The organism is Arthrobacter sp. zg-Y844 (assembly GCF_024385465.1).
Lineage (GTDB): Bacteria > Actinomycetota > Actinomycetes > Actinomycetales > Micrococcaceae > Arthrobacter_B.
On sequence record NZ_JANFLS010000001.1, the window covers coordinates 1 to 20296 of the forward strand.

The following is a 20296-nucleotide window of genomic DNA, read 5'->3' on the forward strand; positions in this document are numbered from 1 at the left end:
CCTTTTCTTCTTCGCTGCAATGTTTTATATCTTATTCCATTCCGGCGTTATTTGCAATTCGCGGTTTCCCTTGTCGGGAGCCCGTGAAAGGCGTTTTCCGCCGTTCCGGACCCAGCATCCAACGGAGTCTTTTCCACCGGCCCCGCGAAGGGCGCGCACTGGTTGGACTCTGTTTTTTGTTGGGGTTTGGCCGCCATGCTCGGGCGCTTTTCCAGCGTCCCGGCCGCGGCGACTCATGTAACTCTACACATCGCTTCCGGTCCTTGCAAACCGGATCGAAGTGACCTGCCGCACTGGGCCCGGGAACAGTTTTCCGTCCCCTGCCCTGCAACCGATGTTTCCATTTTAGGACTGTCCCGCTGCCCCCATGCAAGCCCGCAGCCGGTTTTCCTCGTCACACCCGCGCGGACAGCTCCGGGCCGGAATCTCCTTCGTCAGCTGCCGTTCCGCAGATAGGCGAGCTGCGCGGCCACCGAAAGTTCCGCCGCCCGGCGGACGTTCGCCGGCACATCGGAGTAGACCAAGTCAGCGATCTCCCCCGCGCCGGCGTCCGGCCCGGCTTGTGCCAGGGCTGCCCGGATCTGTTCCAACCTTTCTTCTCGGTGGTCGCGGTAGGTCAGGACCAGGGAACTAAGGTCCGCCTGGACCGGTCCGTGTCCGGGAAGGACCATGGCCGGTCCAAGGTTGGAGAGCATATCCAGTGTGTCCAGGTAATCGCCGAGGTTTCCGTCCGGATAGTCCAGCACGGTAGTACCCCGCCCCAGGATGGTGTCCCCCGTCAGGACGGAACCGTTGGCGCCGTCGTCGGGAAGCCAGAAGCACACCGAATCGGACGTGTGGCCCGGAGCCGCAAGGACCCGGATGTCCACACCTGCAGCGGAGATCTCTTCATCAGCCGCCAGTGGTTTGCCCGACACACAGAAAGCGGGATCGAAGGCCCGCACCGGAGCGCCGGTCAGTTCGGCGAACCGCCGGCTGGCCTCCGTGTGATCGGAATGCCGGTGGGTGATGAGCACCAGCTCCACGGTTCCGGCATCCGCCAGGGCCTGCAGGTGCTGCTCGTCCCGGGGGCCCGGGTCCACCACCACCGTGCTTCCGGATCCGGGGGCAGCCACAATGTAGCTGTTGGTACCGTCCAGCGACATGGGACCCGGGTTCGGCGCCAGCCTTACGCGGGTCAGGTCACTGCTGCGGACCACTCCGGACTCCGGAAGCATTGGCATGTTTGTCCTAGGCCAGGCGGGTCAGCCAGCCGTGGGTATCCTCCACGGTGCCGGTCTGGATGCCGAGCAGCTGCTCGCGGATGGACATGGTGACCTCGCCGGGCTTGGAGTCGGCGGAGCCAATGACCTCGTCCTCGGACTTCAGCTGGCCGATCGGGGTAATGACGGCAGCCGTACCGCAGGCGAACACCTCGGTGATCTCGCCGGAGGCAATGCCCTCGCGCCATTCGTCCAGGGTGATCTTGCGTTCCTGGACGTCCATGCCGCGGTCGCGGCCCAGCTGCAGCACGGACGAGCGGGTAATACCGTGCAGGATGGTGCCGGACAGGGCCGGCGTGACCAGACGGCCGTCCTTGAAGACGAAGAAGACGTTCATGCCGCCCAGTTCTTCAACGGCGTTGTCATTGAATTCGTCCAGGAACAGCACCTGCTTGCAGCCGTTCGCTTCGCCTTCCATCTGGGCAATGAGCGACGCCGCGTAGTTGCCGCCGCACTTGGCTTCCCCGGTGCCGCCGCGGCCTGCGCGGGCGTACTTGGAGGAGAGCCAGATGGATACAGGCTTCAATTCCCCGCCGAAGTAATTTCCGGCCGGGGAGGCGATGACCCGGTAGGAGACTTCACGGGCCGGGCGAACGCCAAGGAAGGCCTCCGTGGCGATCATGAAGGGACGCAGGTACAGCGCGGCACCGTCGCCGTCGGGGATCCAGTCCTGGTCCAGTGCCACCAGCTGGCGGATGGACTCCAGGAAAAGTTCCTCGGGCAGTTCGGGCAGGGCAAGCCGGCGGGCGGAAAGGTTCAGGCGGGCTGCGTTGGCCTCCGGACGGAAGCTCACCACTGAACCGTCGGCATGGCGGTAGACCTTCAGGCCCTCGAAAATCTCCTGGCCGTAGTGCAGCACGCCGGCGGCAGGATCAATGGAGATGGGACCGTAGGGCTCAATCCGAGCGTTCTGCCACTCCTGCTCGCCGGACTCCCCCGCCTTCCAGTCAATGACGGCGGTGTGATCCGTGAAGTAGTCGCCGAACCCGGGGTTTGCCAGGATGGCTGCACGCTCGGCGGCGAGCTTGGGATTGCTGGAAAGCTCCTGGGAAAACTCCAGTGCGCTGACGGTCATGATTCCTCCACTGTGAACGGCAAAAGCCCGTTCTACGACTGCTTATTGGCTATGCACGAGCTTATGACACCGCGGTGGCAATGGCATCGCCGACCTCAGCGGTGGAACGCCGCGTTCCGTCCCTGCCGGCGAGGTCTTTCTCCACTGCCCGTTCCACTCTGGCCGCTTCTTCGTGGAAGCCCAGATGCTGCAGCAGGAGCGCGGCAGAAAGAATGGCTGCGGTCGGGTCGGCCTTCTGCTGCCCGGCAATATCGGGAGCGGAGCCGTGGACCGGCTCGAACATGGAGGGGAAGGTCCGGTCCATGTTGATGTTTCCGGAGGCCGCCAGGCCGATCCCGCCGGTGATCGCCGCTGCGAGGTCCGTGATGATGTCGCCGAACAAATTGTCGGTGACAATCACGTCGAAGCGTGACGGATCGCTCACCATAAAGATCGTTGCGGCATCCACGTGCAGGTAGTCATGCGTCACCTCCGGGAACTCGGCGGCCACCTTCTCCACGGTGCGCTTCCAGAGCCTGCCCGCATTCACCAGCACGTTGTGCTTGTGGACCAGGGTCAGGTGGCGGCGCGGCCGGGCAGCGGCCCGACGGAAGGCGTCGCGCACTACCCGTTCCACGCCGTACGCGGTGTTCAGGGATACCTCGGTGGCGATTTCCTGCGGGGTGCCCTCCCGCAGCACTCCCCCGTTGCCGGCGTACGGTCCCTCGGTACCTTCGCGCACCACAACGAAGTCCACGTTGCCCGGAGCAGAAAGCGGGCTGTGCACACCCGGGTACAGGCGGGACGGCCGCAGGTTGACGTAGTGGTCCAGGCTGAACCGCAGCTTCAGCAGCAGTTCGCGTTCTATCAGGCCCGACGGGACGAGCGTGTCCCCCGGTGCGGCACCCACGGCACCGAACAGGATGGCATCGTGCCCCTTGAGCGCTTCCAGTGTGTGCTCCGGAAGCGTCTCGCCGGTTTCCAGCCAGTGCTCCGCTCCCAGCGGGTATTCCGTCAGCTCAAACCGGACGGGGCTGCCGCCGGTAACCGCCAGCAGCACCTTCACTGCTTCGGCGGTGACTTCGGGGCCAATCCCGTCGCCGGGGATGACGGCCAGGGAAATGGTTCGGGGTGTGTCTTCGCTCATGCTGCCCATCCTAGGAAACTGGTCCAGATACCGGGCAACCCGTCCCGCATCGTGGACACCCGGGACGGACCTCCGGGACGTCACCCCCGGGAGTTCAACCCGCAGTATGACGCGCGGACGCCCGAACACCCCTAAAGTTGGTTTCCATGCTCGTACACCGACGACTCTATGCCTGGCTGCAGGCGAACTCCGGGAAAGTGAACTTCTGGCAGGCAATCGCTGCCACGCTCATCTTCGCCGTCCCCTTCCTGCTGACGGGAGGAGGACAAAACGTCGAGTTCTTCCTGTCCGCGGCCATCTGCATGAGCCTGGCCTGGCGCCGCAGCCGCCCGGTGGCGGCAGCCGCCGTCCAAGCCGCCGCCTGTGTCCTCCAGCTTTTCCTGGTCCCGGTCACCGGTCTGCCGGCAGACATCTTCGTTCTGGTCACTGTGTATTCCCTGGCTGCCTTCGCCCCGCGCTGGGCGAGCATTGCCGGGCTGGCCCTGGCCGCCATCGGCGGGGCACTCTTCCTGATCCGGTATATCTTCCCCGACATCGCCGGGGAGGGCATTTCCGTCATCGCCGTCATCGACCTCGTCGCCGTCGAAGCGGTGGTCCTGGTGGCATGGACGTTCGGCGACCTGACCCGCACCCGGCGGCTGGCCGTGCAGGCCCTCCAGGACCGCGCGCATCGGCTCGAAGTTGAACGCCAACAGGAACGTGAACTCGCCGCCGCCGATGAACGCAGCCACATCGCCCGCGAAATGCACGACATCGTGGCGCACTCGCTGTCCGTGATCATCACCCAGGCCGACGGCGCCCGGTATGCGAGCGCCGAGGACCCGGACATCGCGCCGAAGACGCTGGGCGTCATTGCAGAGACCGGCCGAAGTTCCCTGCGGGAGATGCGCCGACTGCTTGGCGTACTGCGCGGCGACGAAGCCGCCTCTACCCGTCCCCTCCCTTCCCTCGCCGACATCGACGAACTGCTTGAGTCCGTTCAACGGGGCGGGCTGGAAGCCGCCTTCAGCGTTACCGGTACGCCGCGGCGCGCCTTGCCGCCGGGGGCGGAGCTTACCGCTTATCGGGTGATCCAGGAGTCGCTCACCAACGTGCTCAAGCACGCCGGCCCGCGGGCGCGTGCCGACGTGGCCCTGCGGTGGACCCCTGCCGGACTGGAACTGGATGTCCACGACGACGGGCTGGGCGCGGCGTCGGCCCTGCACGACGACGGCGCCGGGCAGGGCATCAAGGGCATGGCAGAGCGGCTGTCCCTCTACGATGGAACGTTGAAGGCCGCCCCTGCGGCCGGCGGAGGATTCCGCATTGAAGCATTCATTCCCTACACGGAGGCCTAGCCACAGTGCCGGATTCCCCCTGGACTGCAGCGTCCGACCCGTCCACCGAGCCCGCAGCCCCCATCCGGGTACTCCTCGTTGATGACCAGCAGCTGGTGCGCGGCGGGTTCCGGATGCTGATCAATTCCCAGCCCGACCTCAAGGTTGTTGCCGAAGCCGGTAACGGGCGGGAGGCGCTGGCCGCGCTGGCAGCCGTGTCCGCCGACGTCGTACTGATGGACGTCCGTATGCCCGGGATGGACGGCATCGAAGCCACCTCCCGGATTCTGGACGGCGACACCGGCAGCAAACCCAAGGTCGTAGTCCTGACCACCTTCGACCTGGATGAATACGCGCTCACCGCTATCCAGGCCGGAGCCAGCGGATTCCTCCTGAAGGACGCACCGCCCGAGGAACTCCTGGAGGCCATCCGGACCGTGTACCGCGGGGACGCCGTCATTGCACCGTCTACTACGCGCCGCCTCCTGAACCACGTCGCTCCCCTGCTGCGCACGGCCGGTGCGCCGGGCAGCCGGCATGCCGACGCCGTCGCCTCCCTGACCCCGCGCGAACACGAGGTGTTCACCCTGATTGCGCAGGGCCTGTCCAATCCGGAAATCGCCGCGAAGCTGTACCTGTCCGAAGCGACCGTGAAAACCCACGTGGGGCATATCCTGGCCAAGCTGGAGGCCCGGGACCGGGTACAGGCCGTGGTCATTGCCTACGAGACGGGGATTGTCGCACCCTAGGGAGATGGTCACGGTCGACGACGTTCGCTCCATCTGTCTCTCCCTCCCGGGCGTGACGGAGCGCCTTAGCTGGAAGCAGCCGGCCTGGTTCGCCCGTACCCTGATGGCCCGGATGTGGGAGGACGGTGTCCTGACCGTGAAGAGCGCCGAACGCGAGGCGCTGGCGGCGCTGCAGCCGGACCTGTTCTATTGGACGCCGCACCACAACCGGTCCCCCTTGCTCCTCCTGGCCCGGCTGGAGCATCTGCCTCCGGATGAGCTGTCCGAGCTGCTCCGCGAGTCCTACCGGCTGGCCGGCCCCCTTCCACCCACGGTATGAGACGCTGAGAAAAATGACCTCCTGCCCTCCGATGTAACCGCATCCGCCTCGGCAATACTGTGGCGGTATGACATCACTTGCACAGCATTCCCCTGCGGCCGGCGCCGGAAAACCGCGTCTGGCCGCCGCCGCACAGCTCCTGAACAAGACCTACGGAACCGGCGACACCCGCGTCCACGCCCTGAAGGACGTGGACGTCAGTTTCGAAACCGGTACGTTCACCGCCATCATGGGCCCCTCCGGCTCCGGCAAATCCACACTGATGCACTGCCTCGCGGGCCTGGACACTTCAGACTCGGGCCGTATCTGGGTAGGCGGCACCGAAATCACCGGTCTGAAGGACGCCGATCTCACCCGCCTGCGCCGCGACAGCGTGGGATTCGTGTTCCAGTCCTTCAACCTGGTGCCCACACTGACCGCGGAGCAGAACATCACGTTGCCGGTCTCCCTGGCCAACGGCACCGTGGACCGTGAATGGCTGGACTTCATCACCGAAACCCTCGGCCTGCGGGACCGGCTTCGGCACCGCCCCCACGAGCTTTCCGGCGGGCAGCAGCAGCGCGTGGCCGTGGCCCGGGCCCTCCTGACCCGCCCGCATGTCCTCTTCGGCGACGAACCCACCGGCAACCTGGATTCCAAGTCCGGTGCCGAAGTACTCTCGCTCCTTCGCCGCTCCACCAAGGAGTTCGGCCAGAGCATCATCATGGTGACGCACGACCCCGTGGCCGCTTCCTACGCTGACCGCGTGGTCCTGATGAACGACGGCGAGCTGGTCGGGGAACTGGCGCAGCCGACCCCCGAGTCCGTGCTCGCCGCCCTCACCCAGCTGGGGGCATAAGCATGCTGCAGGTAGCCCTGGCGCAGGTGCGCCTGAATGCCCGGCGGTTCATCGCCGTTTCCCTGGCGGTGCTGATTGCCGTCGGCTTCCTCACCGCCACCCTCATCATCAATTCCTCGTCCAAGGCCTCGCTGACGCAGAGCGTCGGCGAGGCGTACCGGAACGCCGATCTGCTCGTCACCAGCGATATGTACAGTGCGGACGCGGCCGTATTGGATGAAGACACCGCCGCCCTGGTCCGGGAGACCCCCGGCGTGGAGGGTATCTACGCGGCCCGGCAGACCTACGTCGCCTTCGGCAAGGACCTGAACGTCGCCCAGCTGGGCAACACCTCGGAGCACGCGGACCTCTTCCCCGTGGACGTACTCCAGGGAACGCTCCCGGTCGCCGACAACGAAGTAGCCGTGGACAAGGACACCGCCGAGCGCCAGGAGCTGACCGAGGGGTCGGTGCTACCCCTCACCGCCTTTATCGATGACCCCGCAGGTGAGCAACAAACGGCCGAGCTCACGGTCACTGCCCTGGTGTCCGCGTCCAAGGACCCGCAGCTCATGGGAACCCCGCAGCTGTATTCAACCTCTGCCACGGCGGCTGAGTTCGGTGAGCCCGGGTCCGGTTTCACCAGCATCCAGGTGGCACTGGCCGACGGCGCCTCAGTGGAGGACGTCCGCGCAGCACTGCAGCAGGACATCAGCGGCCTGGAGGGTGTGTACGTCCGCACCGCGCAGGAACAGACGGACGCTGTGGTTGCCTCCTTCACCGGAGGGGAGAACATCCTCACCACCATCCTGCTGGCCTTCGCTGCCGTAGCCCTGCTGGTCTGTGCCCTGGTGGTCTCCAATACCTTCTCGGTGCTGGTGGCCCAGCGCACGCGGGAACTCGCCCTCCTCCGGTGCATTGGCGCCGCCCGCTCGCAGATCCGCCGCTCCGTCATCGTGGAAGCACTGATCGTTGGCATCGTGGCGTCAGTTGCCGGAGTCCTCGCAGCCATTGCACTCGTTGGCGGCATTATCGCCTACCTGAAGAACATCCCGGAGAGCGGCTTCGCAACACTGTCGGTCTCCCCCCTGGCCGTTGTCGCCGGGCTGGGTGTCGGCATCGCGCTGACAGTCCTGGCCTCGCTGGTTCCGGCACGCGCCGCCACGACCGTTGCACCTCTGGCAGCCCTGCGTCCGGCGGACGACGTCCGTGCAGGAACTCGACGTGGACGCGTCCGCCTGGGCATCGGGTTGGTACTGCTGGCGGTCGGCGCCGCACTGCTGGCCGTCGGCGCGGTAAAAGGGAACCTGCTCATTGCCTTGCCCGGCGGGATGCTCAGCTTCGTGGGCGTGCTGATGTGCGCCACGTTGTTTGTTCCGTCCCTGGTGCGCACCGTCGGCAGGATCGCGGCGCCGTTGGGTGTGCCGGGCAAGCTGGCGGCCCTCAACGCCGTCCGCAACCCCCAGCGCACCTCCGCCACTTCCTCCGCCCTGCTGATCGGCGTCACCCTGGTGACCATGATGATGACCGGCGCTGCGACCGTCCGGACCTCCCTGGACGGTGTGCTGGCGGCGGAATACCCGGTTGATGTCAGCATCAGCGGTCCCATCGACGACTCGCCGTTCACCTCCACCGACGAGGACGCGGCCCGTGCCGTGAAGGGTGTGCAGGAAGCGGTACTGGTGCCTCCGGCCGGCATGACCGAGACGGAGTACGGACCGTACGGTGTCTATGCCCTGGACCCTGCCGACGCCGCGAAGGTGCTGCAGGATTCCACCCTGGTACTGGAGCCAGGCGTCATCCTGATGCCGCAGGGAACCACGGAGAAAACCCTTACGGTTCAAGGAGCGGCCAAGAGCGTCGAACTGAAGGTGGTGGTCTCGGACAGCAGCCAGCTGCAGCCGCTGATCAGCAGCGAGACTGCCGAAACCCTCGGCGGTCTGCCGGCGGCGGAAGCGGATACCTATCCTGTGCAGCCGCAGCTGTGGCTGACCGTGGCGGACGGCCTGAACACCAACGAGCTGATGGACCTGCGCACCGACCTTGCCGCGGCGGTGGACGTGGAGGACTACGCCGTCTCGGGCTCGGCCATTGAGCGGGGGGCTTTTGAACAGATCATCAACGTCCTGCTGATGGTGGTCACCGGGCTGCTGGGAGTGGCAGTGGTGATTGCCCTGGTGGGTGTGGCCAACACCCTCTCCCTGTCCGTCCTGGAACGCACCCGTGAGTCCTCGCTGCTGCGCGCATTGGGCCTGACCCGCGGACAGCTGCGCGGCATGCTTGCCCTGGAGGCCGTGCTGATTGCCGGTGTGGCCGCCCTGATGGGCAGCATCCTGGGCTCACTGTACGGCTGGTTGGGAGCGGAATCCGCGCTGGGTTCCTTCACCACTGTGGCACTGTCGCTGCCCTGGCTGCAGCTGCTCGCCGTCCTGGCCGTGGCGCTCCTGGCGGGGTTGGCTGCGTCGGTGCTTCCCGCCCGGCGTGCGGCCCGGCTCTCCCCCGTGGCCGGGCTGGCCGCGGACTAGCTCCTCGCGGTCCGGCCGCGGATCTGCAAGGATACTGAACAGGATGAATTACTAAGCAGGCTGATTTCAGCCGGCACGACGAGATGCATCCGGACGACGTGAGGAGAGCACATGCAGCAGTCACAGACGGAACACGAATCGCTGGCCGCCTACCTGGACGACCATCTGGTCGGGGCGGAAACGGGCGTCCGCCTTTTCACAGCCGCGCAGCGCACCTGGGAAGGATCCCCCTATGAGGAAACCTTCGCCCGGCTCGCGGAAGAGATCGCCGATGAACGCGACGAGCTGGAATCCCTGATCCATGCGCTGGGCTATTCGCGCAGCAAGGTGAAGGCGGCTGCGGCCATGGTGGGGGCTGCAGCAGGCAAGCTGGGTCCGCTGAATCCGCTCAGCACCGGCGGCGGCGCCACGGGGCAGCTGGAACTGGAATCCCTGCAGTCCCTGGTGCGGATGAAGGAATCCCTGTGGCGGACCCTGCTGGTGCTTTCCGCCACGGATCACCGGTTCAACACGGCGCGGCTGCAGGAACTCACCGAGACCGCCCGACGTCAGCAGGAAGACGTGGCCGGCGTGATGGAACGCACCGCCGCGCAGCGGTTCCTCGGCTCCGCCGAATCCATCTGACCTGCCCAGGAACCAAAAACACCCCCGGCAACCGCCGGGGGTGTTTTTATGTCTTAGGCCTGTTCGGCCGGTTCCTCGTACTTCGGGAAGATGGGGGTCGGAGCCGGCAGTTGGGTACCCGGCACCAGCGGCGCGCCGATCGCACTGAACTGCCGGGCGGCGTCGTCGTCCTGGCCCAGGACAGTGAGCAGCTTCGACGCACTTTCCGGCATCACCGGCTGGATCAGGATGGCCACAATGCGCAGCACTTCCAGCGTCACGTAGAGCACGGTGTTCATGCGCTCGACGTCGGTCTTCCGCAGCACCCACGGTGCCTGGTCGGCGAAGTAGGCGTTGGTGTCGCCGAGGACCTTCCAGGTGGCTTCCAGTGCGCCGTGGAAATCCTGGACCTCGTAGGCCTCGCGGGAGATCTGCAGCAGGTTCCCGGCCGCTTCCAGCAGCGCTGTGTCCTCGGGGGTGAACGCTCCGGGCTGCGGCACCGCTGCGCCGCAGTTCTTGGCCACCATGGACAGTGAGCGCTGGGCGAGGTTGCCCAGGTTGTTGGCAAGGTCGGAATTCATCCGGCCCACGACGGCGTCGTGGTTGTAGGAGCCGTCGGCACCGAAGGGCACCTCGCGCAGCAGGAAGAACCGGACCGAGTCCAAGCCGTACTGCTCGGCCCAGGCCTTCGGAGCCACCACGTTGCCCAGCGACTTGGACATCTTGACGCCCTTGTTGTGCAGGAAGCCGTGGATCATGATCCGCCGAGGCAGCTCCAGCTTGGCGGACATCAGGAACGCCGGCCAGAAGATGGCGTGGAAGCGGGAGATGTCCTTGCCGATCACGTGCACATCGGCTGGCCAGTACTTCTTGAACGCTTCGCTTTCCGTATCCGGGAAGCCGACGCCGGTGAGGTAGTTGGTCAACGCGTCCACCCACACGTACATCACGTGATCCGGGTTGCCCGGCACGGGCACGCCCCAGTTGAACGTGGTGCGGGAGATGGAAAGGTCCTCCAGGCCTCCCTTGACGAAGCTGATGACTTCGTTGAACCGCGAGCGCGGGGCTGCGAAGTCCGGCTGGGATTCGTACAGGGCCAGCAACCGGTCCTGGTAGGCGGAGAGGCGGAAGAAGTAACTTTCTTCTTCCGTCCAGGTCACCTCGGTGTCGGTCTCCTTGGAGTAGCGCACGCCGTCCTCGCGGACTTCGGTCTCGTCCTCGGTGTAGTACGCCTCGTCCCGGACGGAGTACCAGCCGGCGTACTTGGAGAGGTAGATGTCGCCGTTCTCCTCCATCCGCTTCCAGATGGCCTGCGCTGCGGCGTAATGGTCGGCGTCGGTGGTGCGGATGAAGCGGTCATAGGAGGTGCCCATGTCCGCTTCCATCTGTTTGAAGGCGGCAGAGTTTCGGTCCGCGAGTTCCTTGGCGGTAACGCCTTCCTTATCCGCGGACTGCTGCATCTTCAGGCCGTGCTCATCCGTGCCCGTCATAAAGAACACGTCGTAGCCGTCGAGGCGCTTGAAGCGGGCCATGGCGTCCGTGGCGATGTGTTCGTAGGCGTGCCCGATGTGGGGCTCGCCGTTCGGGTAGGAGATGGCCGTGGTGATGTAGAACGGGGTCTTGGAATCGGAAGAAGTCACATAAGAAAATTACCCTGTTTTAGCGGGACTTGTCGCTTCGGTGCCGGTACGGCGGGCGATGCCCAGCAGGACGGCGGTGTAAAAAAGGCTGATGGTGCACGCCGTTCCCACGATGCTGCGGTAAGGCAACCAGGAGTCCCCCTGCGGCAGGAGGACGAACTCAGCCCCTATACACGCCGCCAGCAGCACCGCCAGGAAAATCTCCACCGCCGCCCTGAGCCTGCGTTGCCGGTAGCGGGGCCCAAGCAGCAGCATCAGGGGCAGTACGGGCATAATCCACACCAGTTCGTTGACCCACACCGTGGCGATCAGCAAACAGCCGGCCGCACCTGTTCCGAGATAGGCCAGGACGAATCTCCATCCCGTCGGAAGTCCACACCGGACCCCGTAGAGCGCGGTCAACAAAGCCCAGGGCGGCAGCAGCGCGACCAGCAATTCCATAGAGCTGGACTGCGCCGGGACCAGCCACAGCAGCAGGCTCAGCGGAGCCAGATAAACCGCCAGCCGGATTCCGACGGCGGGCGGCCGGGCCGGCGCAAAAACCGTCAGCCCGGTCAGGACCACTGCCAGGGCGAAAACCATCCGGTTGACCAGGACAACCGCACCTTGATCGTCCCAGCCCCAAAGGACCTGCGTGTTAAGGAAGACGGCGGCATAGGAGCCGATGCCCACCAGCAGCAGGGCGCCCGCCGTCCAGGGCCGTTCGTGCGCCGGCATGGCCTGCTCCGCCGGGGGCTGTGACATGGCCCCAGCATAGCGAGAAGGCCGGCCCTGTTCGGGACCGGCCTTCCGGCAATACTGGCGCTGCCCTCCGGACAGCGGGCGTGCTGCTAGTCCTGCAGGTCCACCTCGCGGGCCACGGTGGCACCGATTTCGAGCTTCAGTGCCTCCAGTACGTCCTGCGGCACGGAGGAATCCACGGTGAGCAGGGACAGTGCCTGTCCACCCTCGGAGTTGCGGGCCACCTGCATGCCGGCAATATTGATTTCCTTTTCGCCCAGGACCCGGCCCAGGGCGCCGATGACGCCGGGACGGTCCTGGTAGATCAGCACAATGAGGTGCTCGCTGATGGGGATTTCCAGGTCGTACCCGTTCACGCCCACGAGCTTCTGGATCTGCTTCGGACCCGTAAGGGTGCCGGAGACCTCAAGCCGCGTCCCGTCGGACAGGGCGCCGCGGATGGTCAGCAGGTTGCGGTAGTCATCCACGTCCGGGGTGGTCAGCAGCCGGACCTCGATGCCGCGCTGCTCGGCGAGGACCGGAGCATTCACATAGGAGACCTGCTCGGACACGATGTCCGTGAAGATCCCCTTCAACGCCGCCAGTTCCAGTGCCTTCACATCGAGGGCGGCAATTTCTCCGGCTACTTCAATGTCGATGGCGGTCACGGAATCCGAGGCCAGGGCGGTGAAGATCCGGCCCAGCTTTTCGATCAGCGGGATGCCCGGCCGGACGTCCTCGGCAATGACGCCGCCGGCCACGTTCACGGCGTCGGGCACCAGTTCCCCGGCCAGCGCCAGGCGGACGGACTTCGCCACCGAGATGCCGGCCTTTTCCTGGGCTTCGGCGGTGGAGGCGCCCAGGTGCGGGGTGACCACCACGTTGTCCAGGGCGAAGAAGGGCAGGTCGGTGCTGGGTTCCTTGACGAACACGTCGACGCCGGCGCCGGCGATCTTTCCGGCCTGCAGCGCCTCGTACAGGGCTGCTTCGTCCACGAGTCCGCCGCGGGCCACATTCACTACGTAGGCGGTGTCCTTCATCTTCTCGAACGCCTCGGCGCCGAGCATGCCCACCGTTTCCGGGGTCTTGGGCATGTGGATGGTGACGAAGTCGGACTCGGCGAGCAGCTCGTCGAGGGACACCAGCCGGACATTCAGCTGGGCGGCGCGGGCGGAGGTGACATACGGGTCATAGGCGAGGATCTCGGTGCCGAAGCCCTGCATGCGTGCGGCCACCAGGGCGCCGATGCGGCCCAGGCCGATGATGCCGATCTTCTTTTCGAACAGTTCGGTGCCGCTGTACTTGGAGCGCTTCCATTCGCCGTTCTTCAGGGCGGCGCTGGCCTGCGGGATGTTCCGGGCCAGGGACACGATGTGCCCCACCGTCAGTTCCGCCGCGGAGATGATGTTCGACGTCGGCGCGTTGACCACCATCACGCCGGCCTGCGTGGCGGCCTTGATATCCACGTTGTCCAGGCCCACGCCGGCCCGGGCAATAACCTTCAGGTTCCTGGCGGCGGCGATCGCTTCGGCATCCACCTGCGTGGCGGACCGCACGAGGATGGCGTCGACGTCGGCAATCGCTGCCAGGAGCTGGGAGCGGTCGGCGCCGTCGGTGGTGCGGATGTCGAAGTCGGGGCCCAGGGCCTCGACGGTGGCGGGCGAGAGTTCCTCCGCAAGGAGTACGACTGGTTTGGTGGCAGACACCGATGACCTCTTTACACTTGGAAGATTTCTTTGCACTGGAAGATTGTGTTGGGGCATTTCGTGCAGGAGGCCGGACCCGTGGGGTCCGGCCTCCTTGCCGATTCGGCTTGCTTTTCGAGCTTATCGCGCAGGTGCGGGCGCAGGGCGAATCGGCGCCGGAGATTACGGTCCGGCTAGCGGGCTACCGAACCCTCGGTGTAATCGTCTTCATTCTTGATCCAGGAGAAGAGCTTGCGCAGGTCGCGGCCGGTGGCTTCGATGGAGTGCTCCTCGCCCTTCCTGCGCAGCTCCTTGAACTCCGGGGCACCGGCATCCTGGTCATCGATGAAGCGCTTGGCGAAGGCACCGTTCTGGATGTCCGCGAGGACGGCCTTCATGTTCTCCTTCACGCTCTCGTCAATGACGCGCGGGCCGGAGACATAGTCGCCGTATTCGGCGGTGTCCGAGACGCTCCAGCGCTGCTTGGCGATGCCGCCTTCGACCATCAGGTCCACGATCAGCTTCAGCTCGTGCAGCACCTCGAAGTACGCGACCTCCGGCTGGTAGCCGGCCTCCGTCAGCGTTTCGAAGCCGTACTGGATCAGCTGCGAGGCGCCGCCGCAGAGCACTGCCTGCTCGCCGAAGAGGTCGGTTTCGGTTTCTTCGGTGAAGGTGGTTTCGATGACGCCGGCGCGGGTGCCGCCGATGGCCTTGGCGTAGGACAGGGCCAGTTCCTTGGCGGTACCGGAGGGGTTCTGCTCGACGGCGATCAAGTCCGGGACGCCGCGGCCGGCTTCGAATTCGCGGCGCACAATGTGGCCCGGGCCCTTGGGTGCCACGAGCGCGACGTCGACGTCGGCCGGCGGCTGGATGTAGCCGTAGCGGATGTTGAAGCCGTGGCCGAAGAACAGGGCGTCGCCGGCCTGCAGGTTCGGGGCGATGTCCTCGGCGTAGACGAAACGCTGCACCTGGTCAGGGGTAAGCACCATGATCAGGTCCGCTTCGGCGACGGCGTCCGCCACGTTCAGCACGCGCAGGCCCTCGGCCTCTGCCTTGGCACGCGAGGCGGAGCCTTCCTTGAGGCCCACGCGGACGTCCACGCCGGAGTCGCGCAGGCTGAGGGCATGGGCGTGGCCCTGGCTTCCGTAGCCGATGACGGCGACGGTACGGCCCTGGATGATCGACAGGTCTGCGTCGTCGTCGTAATACATGTCAGTCACTTTGGTTATCTCCTACTGGTTTCTAAGGACAAGGGTCTGTGGGGGAACTCAGGCGCTGCGCAGTGCGCGGTCGCTCATGGATTTTGAGCCGCGGGCAACGGCCAGGGTTCCGGATTGGACTATTTCGCGGATGCCGAAGGGCTCAAGCACCGAGAGCAGTGCGTTGAGCTTGTCGGCGGTGCCTGTTGCCTCGACGATGAGCGAGTCGGTGGAGACATCCACTATCGAGGCGCGGAACAGCTCGGCTGCCTGGGTTACCTGCAGCCGGGTTGCGGCATCCGCGCGGACCTTGACCAGGATGTGGTCCCGCTGCACGGAAGAATCCGGAACCAGCTCGACAATCTTGATGACGTTGATGAGCTTGTTCAGCTGTTTGGTGACCTGCTCGAGCAGGTCACCCTCGGCGTCGACCACTACGGTGATGCGGGACATGCCCGGCACCTCCGAGGGGCCCACAGCCAGGGAATTGATGTTGAATGCCCGGCGGGCAAACAGCGAGGCGACCCGGGTCAGCACGCCGGGAACGTCTTCTACCAGCACGGAAAGGGTGTGGCGGGCCATTTCCTAGTCCTCCTCTTCCCAGGTGGGAGTCATGTTGCGGGCAATCTGGATCAGGTCGTTGCTGACACCGGTGGGAACCATCGGCCACACCATGGAGTCGCGGCTGACCACGAAGTCGATCACTACGGGGCGGTCATTGATCTCCAGCGCCTGCGCGATGGTCGCGTCGATATCCTCGTCGCGTTCGCAGCGCAGGCCTACGCAGCCGTACGCCTCGGCCAGCTTGACGAAGTCCGGGATCCGCACGGTGTCATGCCCGGTGTTGAGGTCCGTGTTGGAGTAGCGGGACTCGTAGAAGAGCGTCTGCCACTGCCGGACCATGCCCAGCGAGGAGTTGTTGATGATGGCGACCTTGATCGGAATGTTGTTGATCAGGCAGGTGGCCAGTTCCTGGTTGGTCATCTGGAAGCAGCCGTCGCCGTCGATGGCCCAGACCACCCGGTCCGGTGCGCCCACCTTCGCGCCCATGGCCGCGGGCACCGAATAGCCCATGGTGCCCAGTCCGCCGGAGTTCAGCCAGGCCCGGGGTCGCTCGTACTTGATGAACTGTGCGGACCACATCTGGTGCTGGCCCACGCCGGCCACGTAGACGCCTTCGGGGCCGGTCATCGCACCGATGCGTTCGATGACCTTTTGCGGGGCAATCAGTCCGTCTTCGGGAGTGGCGTAACCGATCGGGTAGGTTTCGCGCAGCCGGTTCAGCACGGCCCACCAGGCCGAGATGTCGGGTTTCGCGGTTTCGAATTGTCCGCGCACGGCGTCGGCCAGTTCGGGGGTGATTTCCTTCACCGAGCCGACAATCGGTACATCCGCCGGACGGTTCTTGGAGATCTCCGCCGGGTCGATGTCCGCGTGGATGACTTTGGCGCCGGGTGCGAAGGAGCTCAGCACCCCGGTTACCCGGTCATCGAAACGGGCGCCGAGGGTGATCAGCAGGTCCGACTGCTGCAGGGCGGTCACGGCGGAAACCGCACCGTGCATCCCGGGCATGCCGACATGCAGTTCGTGCGAGTCGGGGAAAACGCCGCGGGCCATCAGCGTGGTGACCACCGGGGCGCCCACCAGTTCGGCCAGTTCGAGCAGCTCCGCCGAGGCGTTGGCCTTGAGCACGCCGCCGCCCACGTAGAACACGGGCCGCTGCGAGGCGGCAATCAGGCGGGCAGCCTCGCGCACCTGCTTGGAATGTCCGCGGACCACGGTGCGGTAGCCCTGCAGATCGATCTTCGGCGGCCAGGAGAAGGTGGTCTTCGCCTGCTGCGCGTCCTTGGCAATGTCGACGAGGACCGGGCCGGGACGGCCCGACGTCGCAATGTGGAAGGCCTCGGCCAGCACCCGGGGGATGTCGGCGGCATCGGTCACCAAATAGGAGTGCTTGGTGATGGGCATCGTGATGCCCACGATGTCGGCTTCCTGGAAGGCATCGGAGCCGATGAACGCGCTGGAGACCTGTCCGGTGATGGCGACCATCGGCACGGAGTCCATGTGGGCGTCGGCAATGGCGGTGACGAGGTTGGTGGCCCCGGGTCCGGAGGTCACAATGCAGACGCCGGCCCGTCCGGTCACCATGGCGTAGCCTTCGGCTGCATGGCCTGCGCCCTGCTCGTGCCGGACCAGGATGTGCCGGATCTTGGTGGAATCCATGAGCGGGTCATAGGTGGGCAGGATGGCGCCGCCGGGCAGACCGAAGACTTCGTCGACGCCGAGTTCCTCAAGCGAACGGACGATGGCCTGCGAGCCGGTCATCTCGGTGGGCGGAACGGTGTTGTTGGGCCCCTGGATGCGCTCATCCGCGGCTTCCGGATGCGCAGACACGGAACTGGCTACGTCTTTGGTCTTGGCTGCTGCCGCGCGTGCAGCGGCATTTGCCTTCGAGGCCATCAGCGAAGGGCTGATTGGCGATCCCTTACTCATCGGAACTTCCTTTGCGGATGCTAATCCATGGTCAATGCGGTCATGCGACGGCCGGCCCGGGTTGTGCCCGGTACGGCTTCTGTGTTCAGCGAAGCCAAAACTGACGATGCCAATAAAAAAACCCCTCGTGCCTGTTGGCTCCGTAGGGGTTCGCGCGTGACGTCTTAGACAAGTCGGGCTGTTACGCCACGCGCTTGATAAGGACGACGGGTACGATCTGCATACCGTTCAGTCTTGCGTTCCCCTACGGGGGTGTCAATCTTATGAGACGTCCGTCTCACTATCTGGACGTGTGTCTCGGCTATTAAGCCCTGCCCACGGAAGGCGGCAGGGCTTAATAAGGCTGCAAAGGCCTGAGGGGGCGATGCCCCTTAGGGCCCCTGGGGCGCGGGCGATCCAACGCCCGCGCCCCAAGGAGGGGCTCACCCGCAGTACGCCCCGGTGGACGCGGAGTTCACCATCTTGGCGTACTTGGCCAGTACACCCTTGGTGAACTTGTGCGGCAGCGGCTGCCAGCCGACCTTGCGGGCTTCGAGCTCGTCCGGGTCCACCAGCAGGTCAAAACTGCGGGCGGCAATGTCCACCCGGATCCGGTCGCCGTCCTTCACGAAAGCAATGGGACCGCCGTCGACCGCTTCGGGTGCAACGTGGCCGATGCACAGGCCCGTCGTGCCGCCGGAGAAGCGGCCGTCGGTCAGCAGCAGGACATCCTTGCCCAGGCCTGCACCCTTGATGGCGCCGGTAATGGCGAGCATTTCGCGCATGCCCGGTCCGCCCTTGGGGCCCTCGTAGCGGATGACCACAACGTCGCCGGCAGAGATCTCGCCGGCGTCCAGGGCGTCCAGGGCGCCCTGTTCACGCTCGAAGACGCGTGCGGTGCCTTCGAAGACGTCGGCGTCGAACCCTGCGCTCTTCACCACAGCGCCTTCCGGAGCCATGGACCCCTTCAGGACGGTGATGCCGCCGGTCTTGTGGATGGGGTTGTCCATGGCACGCAGGACCTTCCCGTCCGGATCCGGCGGGTTGATGGCCGCGAGGTTCTCCGCCACGGTCTTGCCTGTGACCGTGAGGCAGTCGCCGTGGATCAGGCCGGCGTCGAGCAGTGCCTTCATGATCACGGGCACGCCGCCGATCTTGTCGACGTCGAACATCACGTACCGGCCGAACGGCTTCAGGTCGCCGAGGTGCGGGATGGTGTCGCCGATGCGGTTGAAATCCTCGAGGGTGAGGTCCACTTCGGCCTCGCGGGCGATGGCCAGCAGGTGCAGCACGGCGTTGGTGGAGCCGCCGAAGGCCATGGTGACGGCGATGGCGTTTTCGAAGGCCTTCTTGGTCATGATGTCGCGGGCGGTGATGCCCTTGCGCAGCAGGTTGACCACTGCCTCGCCGGATTTGCGGGCAAACTCGTCGCGGCGCCGGTCCGCGGAGGGCGGCGCTGCCGAACCGGGCAGGGACATGCCCAGCGCCTCGCCGATGCAGGCCATGGTGTTGGCGGTGTACATCCCGCCGCAGGCACCTTCACCCGGGCAGATGGCCCGTTCAATCGAGTCGAGGTCCTTCAGGCTCATCTTGCCCGCGGCGCAGGCACCCACGGCTTCGAAGGCGTCGATCAGGGTGACTTCCCGCTCGCTGCCGTCCTCCATCTTGGCGAAGCCGGGCATGATCGAACCGGCATAGAGGAAGACGCTGGAGAGGTCCAGGCGCGCTGCCGCCATCAGCATGCCGGGCAGGGACTTGTCGCAGCCGGCAAGCAGCACGGAGCCGTCCAGGCGCTCGGCCATCATCACCGTTTCCACCGAGTCCGCTATGACTTCGCGGGAAACCAGGGAAAAGTGCATGCCCTCGTGGCCCATGGAAATGCCGTCCGAGACGGAAATTGTGCCGAACTGCATGGGGAAGCCGCCGCCTGCGTGGATGCCTTCTTTGGCACCGGTGGCGAGGCGGTTCAGGGATAGGTTGCAGGGAGTGATCTCGTTCCAGGAACTGGCGACGCCGATCTGCGGCTTGGCGAAGTCGTCGTCGCCCATGCCTACGGCACGGAACATGCCGCGGGCAGGGGCGGCGTGTATGCCGTCCGTAACGACTCGGCTGCGGGGTTTGATGTCCGGTGTGTTGTCCACGCTCATGGGTAGATCGTAGGACTTAAGCCTGCCGGGGTGGTCTCTGTGACGGACATTCGCGTCTGTTGTTACGGCCTGTGAACAGCAGATGAAGATCAGAGGCAGGGACAGCACGGGCTTCCCGAATAGGGGGACGGTGTTCATAGACTGGGGGTATGACATCGGATACAGGATCCACGGATCCGGGCGTACATACTGCGGAGACGGACACTGCAGACCTGGGAAACCCCGCCAGCAACCAGCTGAAGCGGGTGCTGCGCCGCGTCTTCGAATCCCAGATTCCCAATTACGGTGACTACAACCTGGTGCTGGCCACGCCGGGCCTCGACGGTGAAACCGGTTTTTACGTGCTGGGCTACCGGTGGCGTCCGGCCGAGGTTGTGTTTGCTCCGTTCGACGTCGATACCCTCGCCGGGCTGGAAGTACCCACTTCGGTGAACACCACCAATCTGAGCCACACCGACGAGCTGGACACGGACGCGTACGAGGTGGGCACAAGCACCGGCCGCGTCTTCCAGTTTGCCGTGGAAGCGCAGGCCACCCTGCCGGCCACGGCTTCAGCGGGCGAGCGGCTGCTGGAGCAGTCCGCCGACTGGGAAGATTTCCGTTCCTTCGTGGACTCCTACCTGGAACTGGCCTAGGGGGCA

Annotated in this window: 17 protein-coding genes; 7 read left to right on the forward strand and 10 right to left on the reverse strand. The window is 65.5% G+C overall.

Annotation, left to right across the window (positions count from 1 at the left end; genetic code table 11):
- Positions 1–434: 434 nt before the first annotated feature.
- The 3 genes from NNX35_RS00005 to NNX35_RS00015 form a co-directional block, all read right to left on the reverse strand.
- Positions 435–1223 carry an MBL fold metallo-hydrolase gene (locus tag NNX35_RS00005; protein ID WP_370646903.1) on the reverse strand — a complete coding sequence of 263 codons (789 nt, stop codon included), beginning with the start codon at positions 1221–1223 and terminating at the stop codon, positions 435–437.
- A 7-nt stretch (positions 1224–1230) separates the two neighbouring features.
- Positions 1231–2337 carry a branched-chain amino acid aminotransferase gene (locus tag NNX35_RS00010; RefSeq protein WP_255764568.1) on the reverse strand — a complete coding sequence of 369 codons (1107 nt, stop codon included), beginning with the start codon at positions 2335–2337 and terminating at the stop codon, positions 1231–1233.
- 61 nt (positions 2338–2398) lie between these two features.
- Positions 2399–3463, reverse strand: coding sequence for a 3-isopropylmalate dehydrogenase (locus NNX35_RS00015; RefSeq protein ID WP_255764569.1), 1065 nt, complete (start codon positions 3461–3463; stop codon positions 2399–2401).
- A gap of 146 nt (positions 3464–3609) precedes the next feature.
- Between NNX35_RS00015 and NNX35_RS00020 the strand changes: the two genes are divergently transcribed.
- The 6 genes from NNX35_RS00020 (at position 3610) to NNX35_RS00045 (ending at position 9813) form a co-directional block, all read left to right on the forward strand.
- Positions 3610–4800: a sensor histidine kinase gene (locus NNX35_RS00020; protein ID WP_255866665.1), complete on the forward strand. Its 1191-nt coding sequence runs from the start codon at positions 3610–3612 to the stop codon at positions 4798–4800.
- 5 nt (positions 4801–4805) lie between these two features.
- A complete protein-coding gene (locus tag NNX35_RS00025) occupies positions 4806–5528 on the forward strand; it encodes a response regulator transcription factor (RefSeq protein ID WP_255764571.1) in 723 nt (240 codons plus the stop codon).
- 4 nt (positions 5529–5532) lie between these two features.
- Positions 5533–5847, forward strand: coding sequence for an MmcQ/YjbR family DNA-binding protein (locus NNX35_RS00030; protein ID WP_255764572.1), 315 nt, complete (start codon positions 5533–5535; stop codon positions 5845–5847).
- A 67-nt stretch (positions 5848–5914) separates the two neighbouring features.
- Positions 5915–6685: an ABC transporter ATP-binding protein gene (locus NNX35_RS00035; protein ID WP_255764573.1), complete on the forward strand. Its 771-nt coding sequence runs from the start codon at positions 5915–5917 to the stop codon at positions 6683–6685.
- A gap of 2 nt (positions 6686–6687) precedes the next feature.
- Positions 6688–9189, forward strand: coding sequence for an ABC transporter permease (locus NNX35_RS00040; RefSeq protein WP_255866666.1), 2502 nt, complete (start codon positions 6688–6690; stop codon positions 9187–9189).
- 111 nt (positions 9190–9300) lie between these two features.
- Positions 9301–9813, forward strand: a complete 513-nt coding sequence (locus NNX35_RS00045; RefSeq protein WP_255764575.1) for a hypothetical protein — start codon at positions 9301–9303, stop codon at positions 9811–9813.
- 53 nt (positions 9814–9866) lie between these two features.
- On the opposite strand, the gene metG is transcribed toward NNX35_RS00045, so the two are convergent.
- From metG to ilvD, 7 genes are all read right to left on the reverse strand, one after another.
- A complete protein-coding gene (metG, locus tag NNX35_RS00050) occupies positions 9867–11432 on the reverse strand; it encodes a methionine--tRNA ligase (protein WP_255866667.1) in 1566 nt (521 codons plus the stop codon).
- 9 nt (positions 11433–11441) lie between these two features.
- Positions 11442–12176 carry a hypothetical protein gene (locus NNX35_RS00055; RefSeq protein WP_255866668.1) on the reverse strand — a complete coding sequence of 245 codons (735 nt, stop codon included), beginning with the start codon at positions 12174–12176 and terminating at the stop codon, positions 11442–11444.
- 86 nt (positions 12177–12262) lie between these two features.
- Positions 12263–13858 carry a phosphoglycerate dehydrogenase gene (serA, locus tag NNX35_RS00060; RefSeq protein ID WP_255764578.1) on the reverse strand — a complete coding sequence of 532 codons (1596 nt, stop codon included), beginning with the start codon at positions 13856–13858 and terminating at the stop codon, positions 12263–12265.
- 173 nt (positions 13859–14031) lie between these two features.
- Positions 14032–15057 (reverse strand): ketol-acid reductoisomerase, encoded by a 1026-nt coding sequence (gene ilvC, locus NNX35_RS00065; protein ID WP_255764579.1) that lies wholly within the window; start codon positions 15055–15057, stop codon positions 14032–14034.
- 48 nt (positions 15058–15105) lie between these two features.
- Positions 15106–15618, reverse strand: a complete 513-nt coding sequence (ilvN, locus tag NNX35_RS00070) for an acetolactate synthase small subunit (protein ID WP_227918205.1) — start codon at positions 15616–15618, stop codon at positions 15106–15108.
- 3 nt (positions 15619–15621) lie between these two features.
- On the reverse strand, positions 15622–17529 hold the full coding sequence (locus tag NNX35_RS00075) for an acetolactate synthase large subunit (protein ID WP_255866669.1): 1908 nt from the start codon (positions 17527–17529) through the stop codon (positions 15622–15624).
- 422 nt (positions 17530–17951) lie between these two features.
- Positions 17952–19655: a dihydroxy-acid dehydratase gene (ilvD, locus tag NNX35_RS00080; protein ID WP_255764581.1), complete on the reverse strand. Its 1704-nt coding sequence runs from the start codon at positions 19653–19655 to the stop codon at positions 17952–17954.
- Between the two features lie 149 nt (positions 19656–19804).
- On the opposite strand from ilvD, the gene NNX35_RS00085 reads away from it, so the two are divergent.
- Positions 19805–20290, forward strand: a complete 486-nt coding sequence (locus NNX35_RS00085) for a hypothetical protein (protein WP_255764582.1) — start codon at positions 19805–19807, stop codon at positions 20288–20290.
- The last annotated feature ends 6 nt before the right edge of the window (positions 20291–20296 follow it).